Source organism: Pseudomonas profundi (genome assembly GCF_008638305.1).
GTDB lineage: Bacteria > Pseudomonadota > Gammaproteobacteria > Pseudomonadales > Pseudomonadaceae > Halopseudomonas > Halopseudomonas profundi.
Window position 1 is genome coordinate 163286 of sequence record NZ_VTPZ01000008.1, and the last position, 14279, is coordinate 177564.

At 59.5% G+C, this 14279-nt stretch carries 14 protein-coding genes and 1 pseudogene; 9 read left to right on the forward strand and 6 right to left on the reverse strand.

Annotated elements, in window-relative coordinates; genetic code table 11:
- Positions 1–12 precede the first annotated feature (12 nt).
- The 3 genes from purF to FZE95_RS12510 all read left to right on the forward strand — a co-directional run bounded on the left by purF (position 13) and on the right by FZE95_RS12510 (position 3203).
- On the forward strand, positions 13–1524 hold the full coding sequence (gene purF, locus FZE95_RS12500; RefSeq protein WP_150301202.1) for an amidophosphoribosyltransferase: 1512 nt from the start codon (positions 13–15) through the stop codon (positions 1522–1524).
- A 7-nt stretch (positions 1525–1531) separates the two neighbouring features.
- Positions 1532–2743, forward strand: a complete 1212-nt coding sequence (locus FZE95_RS12505) for an O-succinylhomoserine sulfhydrylase (RefSeq protein ID WP_150301203.1) — start codon at positions 1532–1534, stop codon at positions 2741–2743.
- A gap of 169 nt (positions 2744–2912) precedes the next feature.
- A complete protein-coding gene (locus FZE95_RS12510; RefSeq protein WP_150301204.1) occupies positions 2913–3203 on the forward strand; it encodes a ComEA family DNA-binding protein in 291 nt (96 codons plus the stop codon).
- A gap of 68 nt (positions 3204–3271) precedes the next feature.
- Here FZE95_RS12510 and FZE95_RS20200 read toward each other — a convergent pair whose 3' ends face one another.
- A complete protein-coding gene (locus FZE95_RS20200; protein ID WP_449619078.1) occupies positions 3272–4135 on the reverse strand; it encodes a methyl-accepting chemotaxis protein in 864 nt (287 codons plus the stop codon).
- Positions 4136–4720, reverse strand: a pseudogene (locus tag FZE95_RS20100) (HAMP domain-containing protein); the annotation flags it as partial.
- A 509-nt stretch (positions 4721–5229) separates the two neighbouring features.
- On the opposite strand from FZE95_RS20100, the gene rnd reads away from it, so the two are divergent.
- Positions 5230–6366: a ribonuclease D gene (rnd, locus tag FZE95_RS12525; protein WP_223825051.1), complete on the forward strand. Its 1137-nt coding sequence runs from the start codon at positions 5230–5232 to the stop codon at positions 6364–6366.
- Between the two features lie 2 nt (positions 6367–6368).
- A complete protein-coding gene (locus tag FZE95_RS12530; RefSeq protein ID WP_150301206.1) occupies positions 6369–6662 on the forward strand; it encodes a YcgL domain-containing protein in 294 nt (97 codons plus the stop codon).
- Positions 6663–6693: 31 nt separating this feature from the next.
- Here the strand turns inward: FZE95_RS12530 and FZE95_RS12535 are convergent, their stop codons facing one another.
- From FZE95_RS12535 to FZE95_RS12550, 4 genes are all read right to left on the reverse strand, one after another.
- Positions 6694–7917, reverse strand: coding sequence for a pyridoxal-dependent decarboxylase, exosortase A system-associated (locus FZE95_RS12535; RefSeq protein ID WP_150301207.1), 1224 nt, complete (start codon positions 7915–7917; stop codon positions 6694–6696).
- A gap of 19 nt (positions 7918–7936) precedes the next feature.
- The gene (locus FZE95_RS12540) at positions 7937–8167 is read right to left on the reverse strand and encodes a DUF3820 family protein (protein ID WP_150301208.1); all 231 of its coding nucleotides are present in this window, start codon (positions 8165–8167) and stop codon (positions 7937–7939) included.
- 38 nt (positions 8168–8205) lie between these two features.
- Positions 8206–9759: an acyl-CoA ligase (AMP-forming), exosortase A system-associated gene (locus FZE95_RS12545; RefSeq protein ID WP_150301209.1), complete on the reverse strand. Its 1554-nt coding sequence runs from the start codon at positions 9757–9759 to the stop codon at positions 8206–8208.
- 63 nt (positions 9760–9822) lie between these two features.
- Positions 9823–10224 carry an NINE protein gene (locus FZE95_RS12550; RefSeq protein WP_150301210.1) on the reverse strand — a complete coding sequence of 134 codons (402 nt, stop codon included), beginning with the start codon at positions 10222–10224 and terminating at the stop codon, positions 9823–9825.
- A gap of 81 nt (positions 10225–10305) precedes the next feature.
- On the opposite strand from FZE95_RS12550, the gene FZE95_RS12555 reads away from it, so the two are divergent.
- The 4 genes from FZE95_RS12555 to FZE95_RS12570 all read left to right on the forward strand — a co-directional run bounded on the left by FZE95_RS12555 (position 10306) and on the right by FZE95_RS12570 (position 14272).
- Complete coding sequence (locus tag FZE95_RS12555; protein ID WP_150301211.1) at positions 10306–11664, forward strand: YcjX family protein; 1359 nt, start codon at positions 10306–10308, stop codon at positions 11662–11664.
- Positions 11661–12704 carry a TIGR01620 family protein gene (locus tag FZE95_RS12560; RefSeq protein ID WP_150301212.1) on the forward strand — a complete coding sequence of 348 codons (1044 nt, stop codon included), beginning with the start codon at positions 11661–11663 and terminating at the stop codon, positions 12702–12704. Before FZE95_RS12555 ends, FZE95_RS12560 begins: the two co-directional genes overlap by 4 nt.
- Entirely contained in the window at positions 12688–13386 is a 699-nt protein-coding gene (locus FZE95_RS12565; protein WP_150301213.1) for a hypothetical protein, read from the forward strand. The genes FZE95_RS12560 and FZE95_RS12565 overlap by 17 nt, the downstream gene beginning before the upstream one ends.
- A 94-nt stretch (positions 13387–13480) precedes the next feature.
- The gene (locus FZE95_RS12570) at positions 13481–14272 is read left to right on the forward strand and encodes an acyl-CoA thioesterase (RefSeq protein WP_150301214.1); all 792 of its coding nucleotides are present in this window, start codon (positions 13481–13483) and stop codon (positions 14270–14272) included.
- The last annotated feature ends 7 nt before the right edge of the window (positions 14273–14279 follow it).

The window sequence follows — 14279 nt, forward strand, 5'->3', positions numbered from 1 at the left end:
AAGGGTTCAGGTATGTGTGGCATTGTTGGCATAGTGGGCAGATCGAACGTCAATCAGGCGCTCTATGACGCCCTGACCGTCCTGCAGCATCGCGGCCAGGACGCCGCCGGCATCGTAACCAGCGACAGGGGCCGGCTGTTCCTGCGCAAGGACAACGGCCTGGTGCGCGACGTCTTCCATCAGCGCCATATGCAGCGTCTGATTGGCAACATGGGTATTGGCCATGTTCGCTATCCCACAGCCGGGTCCTCCAGCTCTGCTGAGGCCCAGCCGTTCTATGTCAACTCCCCGTATGGCATCACCCTTGCGCATAACGGCAACCTGACCAACGTCGAGCAGCTGTCGCGCGAGATCTACGAGTCTGATCTGCGTCATGTCAATACCAACTCCGACTCGGAAGTGCTGCTCAACGTGTTCGCTCACGAGCTCGCTCGGGCAGGTAAATTGCAGCCGGGTGAGGAAGATATCTTCAATGCTGTGCGTGCCGTACATACCCGTTGCCGGGGTGGCTACGCCGCTATCGCCATGGTCACCGGCTATGGAATCGTCGGTTTCCGTGATCCCAATGCGATTCGCCCCATCGTATTCGGCAAGCGTGACACCGAGAGCGGCACGGAGTACATGATCGCCTCGGAAAGTGTATCGCTTGATGTGCTGGGTTTTGAGCTGATTCGCGACCTGGCGCCCGGCGAAGCGGTGTATATCACCGAGCAGGGTGAGCTGTTCACGCGTCAGTGCGCAGATAACGCGCAGTATTCGCCATGCATTTTCGAGCACGTGTATCTGGCCCGACCTGACTCGATGATTGACGGTATTCTGGTGTACAAGGCGCGCCTGCGTATGGGTGAGAAGCTCGCCGAAAAAATTCAGCGCGAACGGCCTGACCATGGGATCGATGTAGTCATTCCGATCCCCGACACCAGCCGCACGTCCGCCGTCGAGCTGGCTAACCATCTGGGCGTCAAGTTTCGTGAAGGTTTTGTCAAGAATCGCTACATCGGCCGCACCTTCATCATGCCGGGCCAGGCGGCCCGGAAGAAGTCCGTGCGCCAGAAGCTGAATGCCATTGAGCTGGAATTCCGCGGCAAGAACGTGATGCTGGTAGACGATTCCATCGTGCGCGGCACGACCTGCAAACAGATTATCCAGATGGCCCGGGAAGCCGGCGCCAAGAACGTGTATTTCTGTTCGGCAGCACCCGCGGTTCGCTTCCCGAATGTATACGGCATTGATATGCCGAGCGTGCATGAACTGATCGCGCATGACCGTACGACAGAAGAAGTCTGCGAATTGATCGGGGCCGATTGGCTGGTATATCAGGACCTCGAAGATCTGGTCGATGCGGTACGCGAAGGCAACCCGAAACTCGGTCGGTTCGACTGTTCGGTGTTTGACGGTGAATATGTCACCGGCGACGTGAACGAAGCCTATCTCGGCAAGATCGAGCAGGCGCGTAACGACGCTGCCATGGCTGGTGGCGAGATTCACAATGAAATGATCGATCTGCACAAGCACAATGGTTGAGACTGACATGACAACTGAATGGGAGCCAGGCCGGCTCAACAGTGATCTGGGCGACGCCGGCTTTGACACACTGGCGGTACGGGCCGGGCAGCGCCGCGGACCTGAGGCGGAGCACGGCGAAGCGTTGTTCCTCACTTCGAGCTATGTGTTTCGCAGCGCCGCGGATGCCGCGGCCTGCTTTGCCGGTGATGCGCCGGGTAATGTCTATTCACGGTACATGAACCCGACCGTGCGCACCTTCGAGGAGCGCATCGCCGCGCTGGAAGGTGCAGAACAGGCGGTTGCTACCGCATCGGGCATGGCTGCGATTCTGGCCACTGTCATGAGCCTTTGTTCAGCCGGTGACCATATCCTGGTGTCGCGTAGTGTTTTCGGGGCAACCGTCAGCCTGTTTGACAAGTACTTCAAGCGCTTCGGGATTGAGATTGACTACGTTGGACTTGCCGATCTGGATGGCTGGCAGGCTGCGTGTAAACCGAATACCAGAATGTTCTTCGTCGAGTCTCCGTCCAATCCGCTGGCAGAGCTGGTGGATATCCGCGGCCTGTCTGCGGTGGCAGACGAGCAGGGCGCTTGGCTGGTTGTCGATAATTGTTTCTGCACGCCGGCCTTGCAGAAGCCACTTGAGCTTGGTGCGCATATCGTTGTGCACTCAGCAACCAAATACATCGATGGCCAGGGCCGCTGTCTCGGCGGCGTGGTCGCCGGACGCAGTGAGCAGATGAAGGAAATCGTCGGGTTCCTGCGCACTGCCGGCCCGACCCTTAGCCCCTTCAATGCCTGGGTATTTCTCAAGGGACTCGAGACGCTTCGTTTGCGCATGAGAGAGCATTGTGCAAACGCCCAGATTCTTGCCGAGTGGCTGGAGCAGCAACCGGCTATCCAGCGGGTGTATTACGCTGGGCTCGTCTCTCATCCGCAGCATGAACTGGCCAAGTCTCAGCAAAGCGGTTTCGGTGCAGTGGTGAGCTTTGAGCTTGAGGGCGGTCGCGATGCTGCGTGGCGTTTTATCGATGCCACACGGATGCTTTCCATCACTGCGAATCTGGGTGACAGCAAAACGACCATCACCCATCCGGCCAGCACTACCCACGGTCGCCTGGCGCCCGACGTGCGCTTGGCAGCCGGTATCAACGAAGGCCTGATCCGTTTGGCGGTAGGACTGGAGGACGTAGAAGATCTCCGCGCGGATCTGCAGCGGGGTCTGTCTGCAATCTAGAGGTAGCGCACAGTAGTAGGGGCAGCTATGGCTAACGGATCACAAACCATGTGATCCGTTTTGCTTAATGGGGTTGGGTTGTTCTACGTTTGTGAAGCCGCAGGGATAGTCGACCCGCGTAGTGGTATTCGCGGGCAGTGCGGCTTAACTCAAATCAAGGAAGAAACCTATGAAAGCCATATATCTTGCTGTTCTGTTTGTCCTGTCGTCCTGGTTCGCGCTCCCGGTTGTTGCCGAGACATCCGCGGCCCCGGCATCGGTTATCTCGGTCAACATCAATAACGCCAGCGCCGCGGAAATCGCCGAAACCCTGCAGGGTGTCGGTGTTGCCAAGGCGGATGCCATTGTTGCCTACCGCGAAGCCAATGGTAGTTTTGCTTCCGTCGAGTCCCTGTCCGAAGTATCGGGTATTGGTGCGGCTACCGTCGAAAAAAACCGTGCCCGTATTGCTCTGCAGTAAGCGTTAACCCTTCCGTAACTCGATTGGCGTCATTGCAACTCGCATGGCAATGGCGCTCAATCCGACTCTCAGGTTTTTAGTCTACTTACCGAATCCGTCAGCTGATGAGCCAGGGCCGCCAATTGTTCGCTGGTGGTGGCACTCTGGCGAGTCTGATCGACGGTTTGTTCCGTTACGTCACGTATCTGGATAACGCTCTGGGTAATGGCTTCAGCCGCCTGGCTCTGTTGCTCGACAGCTGATGCGATCTCCGAGTTGCCGTCGCGAATGGCGGTGACCGCTGCGGTAATCTCCCCCAACGAGACGCCCGCTTGTTCTACCTGCTCGACCGACTCATGGGTTAACCGCGCACTGTCCTGCATGTCCCGGACTGCATCACCTGTGCCGCGCTGCAACCCCTCGATCATTCGCTGGATTTCGTTGGTGGATGTCTGTACGCGCTGAGCCAGCGCTCTGACCTCATCAGCAACGACCGCAAAACCACGCCCGGACTCACCCGCGCGGGCAGCCTCAATGGCAGCGTTCAGAGCAAGCAGGTTGGTTTGTTCAGCAATCTCGCCGATAACCCTGACCACACCGCTGATTTCCTGGCTGTGGCCTTCGAGGTTTTGCATATGTTTGGTGCAGCGTTCAATGCTGGTTGCCAGACCGGTAATCGTCTGGCTGACCCGAACGACCTGATCGCGGCCTTCCCGCGCCAGGCCATCGGTACGGTTGGAGCGTTCGCTGGTTCGCGCAGTATTGCCGGCAATATCCTGTACCGTAGCGCCCATTTCGTTGACCGCAGCGGCGACCATGTCGGTCTCGCCTTGTTGTGCCGTCATCCCATCGCGCACCCGTACCATCAGCCCGGCCAGTTCGCTGGCTCTGCGGTCTAGCTGTTCGGCCGCCTGGCGAACCGAGCCTACTACTTCCTGTTGGGCACTTTGCATGGCGTTAAAGGCTCTGGCGATGGATCCGACCTCATCACGTGTGTCAGCTCGGGCACGCAACCGCAGATCACCTGTTTCCTGCACGGATAACATGACGTCACGCACGGCAATAATATGGCGCGTAATGAACAGGATCAGCACCTGGGAGACGACCAGAACGCCGAGCATCAGCAAAAAGACTGCCGGGGCGTAGGTAGTAATTCGGGAAAGCAACAACGCCATATAATGCTGGCGTTGTACGCCCAGCGCGCGCTGCTGCCCATCGACCTGCGCCGTCCACAGACCAAACAGGTCGCCAGTAGCGGTTTGCTTCAGGTTCTCTTGCGGGATCCATACGTCCGAAGTGCCAGCGCCGGCTTTCATTTGGCTGCGTATCGCTGCGGGATTGATCCAGCTCAGACCGGGTACGTGCTGATTTTCAGGCAGACTATGGATCAACGAAGCGGCCAGTGCCTTGCGCTCGCCATGCAAAGCATTTTGCTCAGCGTACAGAGCGACCAATACCAGTAGCAGCAGGCTGACGAACGAAACGCCGTTCACTGCCCAGAACTTGTATTTCAGCGGTACATGCTTGAAAGAAACCATGCCTAATCCATTTCCCGAGTGTTATGTCTTGGTATCGGTCGGTGAGGCATATTCTTGATAGCAAAAGCAAAACTTTTACCGGTCTAGGGTCTGTTGCCGTTTCATCGCGAGCCGCGTTGCTGTGTCAAATGGAGCAAGGCCGGGCGGCGATCCGCAAGGCGCGGGACGCAGGTAATGGTTGTTCCCTTGCCAAGTCCCGCAACGCCGCGTGGCGTCATTTGCCACGCAACCTAGGCGGCCCCACCCGTAGGGACGGGGCTCGTTTAGCGCAGCCCTGCGTTACTCGTCGCTCATTTGGAACAACCAAACTTCACTCCTCGCGCCTTGTTCTGCACGAAACGGGCTTCCGTCGCGGCCGCAATGAAACGGNGAAACGGGCTTCCGTCGCGGCCGCAATGAAACGGCAACAGACCCTAGAGTGCAGTGCGGCCAGAAGCGGATCGGGTATACTTGCGGCTGGTTTGGGGCTGTTGACGTTTCGTCGGGGCTCGCCGCGAAACGAGGAAAACATGATGGAAGTGACCCAGGCGAAAACATTGTTTATTGATCGTAATGAAGTGCTCGCAGAGTGGTGTGAGCGATGGCTCAAGTTACCCTATGTGGCGGTAGACACCGAGTTTGTACGCACCGAGACCTTCTACCCGATTGCTGGTTTGATCCAGATCGGCGATGGACAGCATGCTTATCTGATCGACCCGCTGGCTATCACCGAGTGGGCTCCCCTGGTCGAGCTGCTGGGCGCTCCCGGGGTGATCAAGGTGTTCCATTCCTGCAGCGAAGATCTGGAAGTCTTTCATCATCTGTGTGGCGTGGTCCCACAACCGTTATTTGATACCCAGCTCGCGGCTGCCTATCTCGGCATGGACTTTTCCATGGGCTATTCCCGGCTGGTAAAAGCCTTGCTCGATATCGAGCTGGCCAAGGACGAAACGCGATCGGACTGGCTGCAGCGGCCCCTGAGCCCGACGCAGCTGCAGTACGCCGCAGACGATGCGCTGCACCTCGCGCAGATCTATGAACTCATGGCGCCGCGTATCGATGCAGCGGGTCTTACCTCCTGGTTGCTCAGCGATACGGCGGAGCAGGGCAGTCATGTAGGGGTCTTGCAGGACCCTGACCAGGCATATCGGGGCATCAAGCAGGCCTGGCGTCTGAAGCCCGATGAACTGGCCATACTCAAACTGCTCGCGGCATGGCGGGAGCGTGAAGCGCGGCAGCGGGATCAGGCGCGTAACCGTATCCTGCGCGAATCGGCGATGGTTCCGATTGCACAACGCCAGCCCGACTCGCTCCAGACACTTTCCAGAATCGAGGATATGCATCCTCGTTCGGTCCGACATGATGGTGAAATGGTGCTCGAGTTGGTCCGTCAGGGCCAGGCGATACCTCCATCCGAGTGGCCACAGCCTTTGCCCGAGCCGCTGCCGCCGGATGCCAATCGCCTGTTGAAGTCGCTGCGTAAGATTGGACAGCGACATGCAGTCAAACTGAATATCGCGCCTGAATTGATGCTGCGCAAAAAAGTACTGGAAGCCATCGTGCGTACAGGTTATCCGGCGGGCCCTTACAGCCTGCCCGACGAATTGAATGGTTGGCGGCGCGAACTGATGGGCGCCGAATTACTGGACGTGGCTAACGCAGGTTGAGTATGCAAATTGAAGTGTCGATTTACCGTAGCAAGCGCAAGCCGGGGATGTATCTATACGTACCGAAGGAAACCGATCTGGAAGAGCTGCCCGGACATTTGTCGGTCGTTTTCGGCGTGCCGGAACACGCCATGGATCTGGTCCTGACCGAGCAGCGCAAACTCGCGCGTGAAGACGTGCTCAAGGTGATGGATAACCTGAAAGCCCAGGGCTATCACTTGCAGATGCCGCCTGAGCCTGAAGACTATCTGGTTCATCTGCCCGATGAGCTGCTGTACCGCAACGATCCGATCTAGCCGGCACTGCTGGTAACAAGGCCCCGTTACCTCAGACCAGCAACTCCACCACAGTCGGGTGTCCGAGAAAGGATGCCGGGCTGGCACTGGCGCCATAGGCGCCCGATTGCAACACCACCAGCCAGTCGCCCGGCGCAGCTTCGGGCAGGCTGACCTTGTCGGCAAGGATATCCAGAGGTGTGCACAGCGGGCCCTGGGCCGTCACTGTCTCGGTGGAGGGCAACCCGGCCTTGTTACCAATGAGCACGGGATAGTTCTTGCGCAGTACCTGACCGAAATTCCCCGAGTTGGCCAGATGATGATGCAGCCCGCCATCGCACATCAGGTACGTCTGGCCGCGGCTTTCCTTGCGCTCGATCACGCGGCATACGTAATAGCCCGCTTCGCCAACCAGATAGCGGCCCAACTCCATGACCAGCCGGGTTTGGCCAAGCCAGTGGGTATTACCATCGATCAGGCTTTGTAGATGCTTGCCCACCGCCGGTAGGTCAAGCGCCTGTTCACCCGGAAAGTACGGAATACCCAGCCCGCCGCCCAGGTTGATCAGCTCGAACGGCTTGCCCCAGGCGTCGCTGAGGCGCTTGGCCAGGGCAAAGGTCTGTAGCTGGGCTTCTTCAATCGCCGCCTGACGCAAATTCTGTGAGCCGCTGAATATATGCAGGCCGCAGAGCTGCAGCGGGCCGTCACGCAAGGTATCTAGCAGAGCGGGCATCTGCTCGGCGTCGATACCGAAGGGTTTTGCACCCCCGCCCATCTTCATGCCGGAAGACTTGAGCTCGAAGTCGGGATTCACGCGCAGGGCGATGCGCGGCTGCAGGCCGAATTCCCCGGCGATCCGCCGGATGCGCGTCAGCTCCCCGGCGGATTCCACGTTCAACATGATACCGCTGGCGATCGCCGCAGCCAGCTCATGGTCGCCCTTGGCCGGGCCGGCAAAGCTGATTTCCTGCGGATCCATGGTGGTATCAAGTGCCGTGCGCAACTCGCCGATGGATGCGACATCCAGGCCGTCTACCTCGCTGGCCATGAGTTGCACGACTGCCGGCATCGGGTTGGCCTTGATTGCATAATGCAGCTCAATACAATCGGGCAGCGCGCTGCGCAACTCAGCCACCCGGCGCCGGATCATGGCGCGATCATAGGCATAGAAGGGCGTCTGGCCGGCACGCAGGGTCAGTTGCTGCAGTGTCTGGCCGTTTATCAGTAGCTGATTGGACTGGACGGGCAGGTTGTCGAAAGCGGCGTGAGTGGTCATATCTGTCCTGATGCGAAGGTCAAGGTCTGGCGCGGCGAACATCGCTACGCAGCGGATCAAGCAGGTACGACAGGCCGTTGTGGTCGATTTCCTGCATCAGCTCCAACAACCGGCCGATTTCTCCGGAGGGGAAGCCTTCCCGGGCAAACCAGTTCAGATAATGGCCAGGCAGATCCGCAATGAGCCGGCCCTTGTATTTGCCGAAGGGCATCTCACGGGTCAGGAGTAGCTGCAGATCTTCCGGTTTCATGGCATTACCTTGAGTCATCGGGGCCTGTTGAGCAGCGCTCAGGCGTGATTGAACTGTCGCGCGTAGCGTTGACGCAGCAGGCTTCGATCGTACTTGCCATTGGCATTGCGCGGAATGGTCTCGCACCAGATCCACGCCTGGGGCTGCATATAGTTGGGCAAGCGGGATTTCAGCCAGGTCTGCAGTTGCGCTTCGTTGTCCCGGTTGCCACGCAGCACAGCGATGGCCGCCTGACCGAGGCTGGGATGCTCCGCCGCGGTAATAACCGCTTCATCTACCAGGCCGCTTTCAAGCAGTGTCTGTTCAATCTCGTCGGGGCTGATCCGATAGCCGGAACATTTGATCTGCTCGTCGCGGCGGCCGACGAAGAACATGAAACCTTCAACATCGCGAAACACCCGATCGCCTGACCATACCGAGAGCTCCGGGATCGGCTGTTGATGTGGCTGACAGGGCGCGGGCCGGAAACGCTCGGCGGTACGGGCTGGGTCATTCCAGTAACCCATGCCGACCAGCGCTCCGCGGTGGACGAGCTCACCTTCCTCGCCGGCATCACACAGGCTGCCGTCTTCTCGCACCACGAGCACGTCGGCATTGGGAATGGCGATGCCGATGGAACCGGGTTTTTCATCAATCCGGTGTGGTGGCAGCCAGGTTGACCTGAAGGCTTCGGTCAGGCCGTACATGAGGTAGGGCAACGCCTGCGGCTGTGCAGCGCGCAGGGTCTGCAAGGTCGCTGCGGGCAGGCGGCCGCCGGAGTTGGTGAAATAACGCAGGCACCGGGCTTCATCCGGCCATTCCAGCTCGGCCAGCTGTTGCCAGAGTGGCGGTACACCGGCCAGGCCGGTGACTTGATAGCGTGCCACGGCCTTGATGACATCACGCGGTAGCAGATAGTCCAGCAATATCACACTGGCGCCACGCAGAAAGGCAGTGGTGAGTTGCGACAAACCGTAATCAAAGGATAACGGAAGTACCGCCAGTAGACGGTCTTCGGCGGTATTTTCGAGGTACTCGGCAACGCTCTGTGCGCCCACCAGCATATTGCGCTGGCTGAGCATGACGCCCTTGGGCTGACCGGTACTGCCGGAGGTGTAGAGCAACGCGGCCATATCGCTGTCGATCGCCTTGCTCGGCTGCGGAGCCGCAGTCGGCAGATCTGCCCAGACAATGGTTCGAACCGGCAAATCGGCAGCCTTGTCGACCAGAATGACACCGCTCAGATCACTGCAGTGAGCGATAGTGTCTTTCAGCTGGCCCGCCCGCTGGGCGCTTGTAACCAGCCAGCGAGCGCCTGCGTCTTGCAGAATGTGGCCAACCTGGGTGGCTTTGAGCTGCGGGTTGACCGGAACAAACACCGCGTCTGCGCGATTACTGCCAAAAAGCGCAATCACGGTTTCAGGTTGTTTTGGTAGGTAGACTGCAATCCGATCGTTACGCTGTATGCCCAAAGCCTGCAGGCTGCCGGCGAAGGCCTCGACGTCGTCCCGCAGCTGTGCGTAGTCGAGAACCTGATCGCGCCATACAAGCGCGGGCGCACCCGCATTGCGGGTGCTGCTGTGCTCAATGAGTTGGTAAAGACGCGTAAGCATGAGTCTGACCGGCTGAAAAAAGGCTGCCAGTTTACCTGATTCGCGCAGTCTCCACGGCCCGCATTACCACGAGCGCTGGATATTTTTCTCGGAAATCTGCTCGTTCAGCGTCCAGTAATCGTACAAAACGCCAAGCAGGAACAGGCCACCCGTGAAGAAATAGATGATCGCGGTGATCCATTTGCCCAGATACAGACGGTGGGCGCCAAAAATACCCAGGAAGGTGAGCAGCACCCAGCTGAGATTGAAATTGACGGGGCCGCTGCGAAAGCGCCGATCGGCTTTATCGTCCATGGACGGAATCAGAAACAGGTCAACGATCCACCCGATGAAAAACAGACCCAGCGTGAAAAACCACAGCGTGCCGGTCCAGGGCTTGCCATAGTAGAACCGGTGAGCGCCCATGAACCCGAAGATCCACAGCAGGTAACCGATGGTTTTGCTGTGGGTGTCAGAATATGCCATTAGTGCTACCTCAATTCCTTTTAGTCGTTATGCAATACTTAACTGCAGAACCTAACCATAAATGATTACTGGAGCAGGTGCATGGTAGTACGGAAAAAAAACGGCCTGGTACAGCAAGCGCGGGAGCAGGCCGGACGTTTGACTACCCAGCGATTGCGGGTCGGGGTGACCGGGCTCAGCGCTGCCGGTAAAACTACCTTCATCACCAGCCTGATCAATCAGCTGGAAAACCACCAGCGCGGCTTGCTGGCCAGGCGTGCTCCCTTCGACCGCCTGGAATCCGTCCGCTGGCAGCGTGATTCAGTCGAGCAGCCCTTTCCCTACCTCGAGGCGCTGCGCTCGCTGTCCCTCGATCCGGCCAGCTGGCCGGAATCCACCCGGGATCTGTCCCGTGTCGTGGTCGATCTGCGCTTTCGCTCGCAAGGATTACTCAAGAAGCTGCAAGGACCGCGGTCACTGCGGCTGGAAATCCTGGATTATCCGGGTGAATGGCTACTTGATCTGCCGTTGCTGCGCCTGAGTTATGGCCAGTGGTGCGAGCAGATGCGCAGCTGGCTGGATACCGAGCCGCGGCGCAGTCTGGCCGGGCCCCTGCGGGACGAGCTGATGGCCTTGCCCGCGGACAAGCCGCACGATCCCGAGCAATTGGCAAAGCTCACCGAAGAGTGGACGGCGTTCCTGCGACGTTGCCGCAGCGAGGCGGGACTGGCGCGCAATCAGCCGGGCCGGTTTCTATTGCCCGGCAGTGGCGTTGCACCGGAGATGCTGCGCTTTGTTCCGCTGTTATCAGCCAATCAGCACAGCAGTGGCGGCAAGGGGACCTGGTGGGCCGAATGCGAGGCGCGCTTCAATTATTATCGCGACTACATCGTCAAGGGGTTCTACGACGAGCACTTCAGCCGGCTGGACCGGCAGATACTGCTGGTTGATATGCTGGCTCCGATGGATGCCGGCCAGCACGCGCTGAGCGACCTGAAAGCTGGCCTTGAATCAGTGCTCGAAAGTTTTCGCTATGGCCGCAACACCTTCTTCGAGCGGCTGTTCAAGCCGCGTATCAACCAGCTGGCGGTCTGCGCGACCAAGGTGGATCAGGTGGTACCCGGGCAACAGCGCGCTGTACAACAATGCCTGGAAGACCTGGTCACCGATAGCCTGTCAGAAGTCAGACATGGTGGGGTGAAAGTGCGGGGCTTTCCGTTGGCAGCAATCCGTTCGACGCGTCAGGAGGGCGACGCGCTGGTGGCCGGGCTCGTCGGCAAAACCGGCTGGGTGCGCTATCAGCCCGGCAGCATTCCCGAACATCTGCCGTTGGATCTCCAGGTTGAAGGACCGGAGCTGCTCAAACTGCGGCCACCGCCTGGGCTACACCGCAACGAGCCCTTTCCCCATTACCGCATGGATGATCTGATCGGCTGGTTGGTCGACGGGAGCCAGGTATGAATCAAGACGAAATGCGGCGCGAGAAGACCCGGATTCTGGAATCCTGGGAGCAGCCTGCCACCGAGGCTGAGCTCACACGGACCCGCATTATTGGCGAAGCCAGCATGACGCCGCGTGAGCAGGAAATCGCGGAAGAATTACCTCTGCCTGGCGCAATCAACGCACCACCTTTGAGCCCCTGGCCGCGTCGTTTATGGCGCGCAGCAGTGGGTGTCGCACTCGGTGGCGCCGTCTACGAATGGTCTACCTGGACACTGGCTGCCTGGCAATGGCATCCCGTGGCTGGCGGTCTGCTCGGCGCCCTGGGTGTCGGTATTGCTGGCACGGGTGTAATGGCTTGGCGCGATCTGCGCCGGCAGCGCGGACGGCTCACTGAACTCGAGCAGTTGCGTCTGGAAATGCAGGCCGCGCTGGCGGATCCCCGGGAGCGGCTGGCTGTGGACTGGCTGGATCGCCTGCAGCAGCTCTACGCCAATACACCCCTGGCGTCGCGCATGCGCATCGCCTGCGCCGACCTCGATGGCTCTCACGGCGCCGACGAGGTGAGCAGGCGCTTGAATCTGTTGTTTTACCAGCCACTGGACATGCAAGCGCGGCAGATGGTGCGCCGCGGCGCCATCGGCACCGGCATGCTGGTGGCGACCAGCCCCTGGGTGGCGGTGGATCTGCTTCTGGTCGTCTGGCGGAACTTGCGCATGATGCAGCGCGTAGCTGTGTGTTTCGGATTGCCGATGGGCCAGCTTGGACGTTGGCGACTGGCGCGGCATGTGCTGCGTAATATTGCGCTGGCCGGTGGTACCGAGATGGCCATCGGCGCGCTGAGCGACAGCTTGTTGTCGGGGATCATGGAAAAACTGGCTGCCCGTATCGGACAGGGGATCGGTGTCGGCTTGTATAGCGCCAGGCTGGGTCACTTTACCCTGGATCTGTGCCGGGCGGTGCCACTGCCAGACCGTCAGATGCTGGCCGAAGACAACCGCGGCATTATCAATGGAATTCGGGAACGGTTAGGCAAGGTCAAGGATGAACAAACCCCATAAATCACGGCAGCGCTGGTTGATGGAGCGCTGGCTGGCGAAGCGTCGACAAACGCTGATCAAGCGTTGGGAAGCGCTTCAGAACCAGCTGATGCCGGCCGACTGGACCGCTCGTTGCGCTCGCATGATGGCAATCCCTGATGCGGAGGTGTCCAGCTGGAAGCCACGGCCAGGCTCCAGCAGTGCCGAGCTCGGGTTGCTGGTGCAAGCCTTGCCGCTCCATCAGCGCCGCTGGCTGGCCAGTCTGCTTGATGCGCCGAGTGCCGGGGCCAATACGCTGATAGAGGCGATTGAGCGGCTACAACTGGATTGGCGGGTGCGGCTCGATCCGTTGCACAGTCATCGCGAATATGCCGCGCAGCTTGTCGTGCTTGCCCGGCAGCTGGATCTGCAACCTGCCGCCGAGTCTGCCTATCTGGAAAATGAGCAGAAGATATACCCGGCCATCGATGTGTTGTTGTTCGAATCGTTACCGCTCAGGCTGCGTACGGTCATGCTTGAGCGCTACCCGCCTGGCTCCGGTAAATATGTGGGCTGGTGGCAGGATCAATTGCTCGCACGGGCGGGCGAACCCGGATCTGCACTGGATGGGCTGGGTGAGAATGATTGGCCAGAACTCCCCGCAGCCTGGCTGGCGCTCGGCTGGTTATGCGGCTTGCGGTTGATCACAGACGATGCGCGATAAGGCGTCATTCCGCGAATCGATGATGGAACGGGAGCCTTTGCTGCTCTGGCAGGATCACCTAACATGCTGAAAACATTCATGAAGAGAGACGACCATGACTTTCGCTGATTTGCTCGCTGCGCTGGCTGAATCTCCAGACCATCAGGTTACTGTTCCTGCCAGCTGGGCCCAGGGCAGGGCTGGTTACGGCGGTTTGATCGCCGCGCTGGTTTTCGAAGGCATGCGCGCCAAGGCAAGTGGCCGTCCGGTTCGCTCGCTGGCCATCACGTTCGTCGGCCCGGTCGCGCCGGGAGAGCCGATGAAGGTCGAAAGCGAGGTGCTGCGCGAAGGCAAGGCGGTGACGCAGATGCTTGGCAAGGCCGTGCAGAATGGGCAGACAATGTGCATCATTCAGGGCAGCTTCGGCGCGTCCCGTGAGTCGGTAGTTGACGTCGCCGCCGAAGACCCGCCGCAGGTAAGTGCTCCGCAGCATTGCAAGGAACTGCCTTTCGTCAAGGGAATCAGTCCCGACTTCATCCAGCACTTCTCGGTGCGCTGGCTCTTCGGTGATCTGCCGTTCACCAACAGCCGCAAGCGCGAGATGGGCGGCTGGATGGGCTTCAGTCAGGACGAAGGTGATATCCACGAAGGACATATTCTGGGGCTGATGGATGTCTGGCCGCCTGCCGTGCTGCCGCATCTGGCGCAACGCGCGCCGGCGAGTACGCTGACCTGGACCATCGAATTCATGCAGCCACAACCGCAGGTCGGTAATACCGAATACCTGCTGTACCGGGCCGAAATCGAGCGCGCCCGCGATGGTTACGGGCACACCGCAGCCAAAGCCTGGAACGAACGCGGCGAGCTGGTCGCCATAAGCCGCCAGACCGTCACAGTCTTCGGCTGATATTACT

Bases quoted from the DNA above. Each gene is read 5' to 3' on its own strand.
- FZE95_RS12555 (WP_150301211.1), top strand. From the start codon at position 10,306: ATGGTAGTACGGAAAAAAAACGGCCTGGTACAGCAAGCGCGGGAGCAG.
- FZE95_RS12530 (WP_150301206.1), top strand. From the start codon at position 6,369: ATGCAAATTGAAGTGTCGATTTACCGTAGCAAGCGCAAGCCGGGGATG.
- FZE95_RS12510 (WP_150301204.1), top strand. From the start codon at position 2,913: ATGAAAGCCATATATCTTGCTGTTCTGTTTGTCCTGTCGTCCTGGTTC.
- FZE95_RS12565 (WP_150301213.1), top strand. From the start codon at position 12,688: ATGAACAAACCCCATAAATCACGGCAGCGCTGGTTGATGGAGCGCTGG.
- FZE95_RS12550 (WP_150301210.1), bottom strand. From the start codon at position 10,224: ATGGCATATTCTGACACCCACAGCAAAACCATCGGTTACCTGCTGTGG.
- FZE95_RS12570 (WP_150301214.1), top strand. From the start codon at position 13,481: ATGACTTTCGCTGATTTGCTCGCTGCGCTGGCTGAATCTCCAGACCAT.
- FZE95_RS20200 (WP_449619078.1), bottom strand. From the start codon at position 4,135: ATGCAAAGTGCCCAACAGGAAGTAGTAGGCTCGGTTCGCCAGGCGGCC.
- rnd (WP_223825051.1), top strand. From the start codon at position 5,230: ATGATGGAAGTGACCCAGGCGAAAACATTGTTTATTGATCGTAATGAA.
- FZE95_RS12560 (WP_150301212.1), top strand. From the start codon at position 11,661: ATGAATCAAGACGAAATGCGGCGCGAGAAGACCCGGATTCTGGAATCC.
- FZE95_RS12545 (WP_150301209.1), bottom strand. From the start codon at position 9,759: ATGCTTACGCGTCTTTACCAACTCATTGAGCACAGCAGCACCCGCAAT.
- purF (WP_150301202.1), top strand. From the start codon at position 13: ATGTGTGGCATTGTTGGCATAGTGGGCAGATCGAACGTCAATCAGGCG.
- FZE95_RS12535 (WP_150301207.1), bottom strand. From the start codon at position 7,917: ATGACCACTCACGCCGCTTTCGACAACCTGCCCGTCCAGTCCAATCAG.
- FZE95_RS12540 (WP_150301208.1), bottom strand. From the start codon at position 8,167: ATGAAACCGGAAGATCTGCAGCTACTCCTGACCCGTGAGATGCCCTTC.
- FZE95_RS12505 (WP_150301203.1), top strand. From the start codon at position 1,532: ATGACAACTGAATGGGAGCCAGGCCGGCTCAACAGTGATCTGGGCGAC.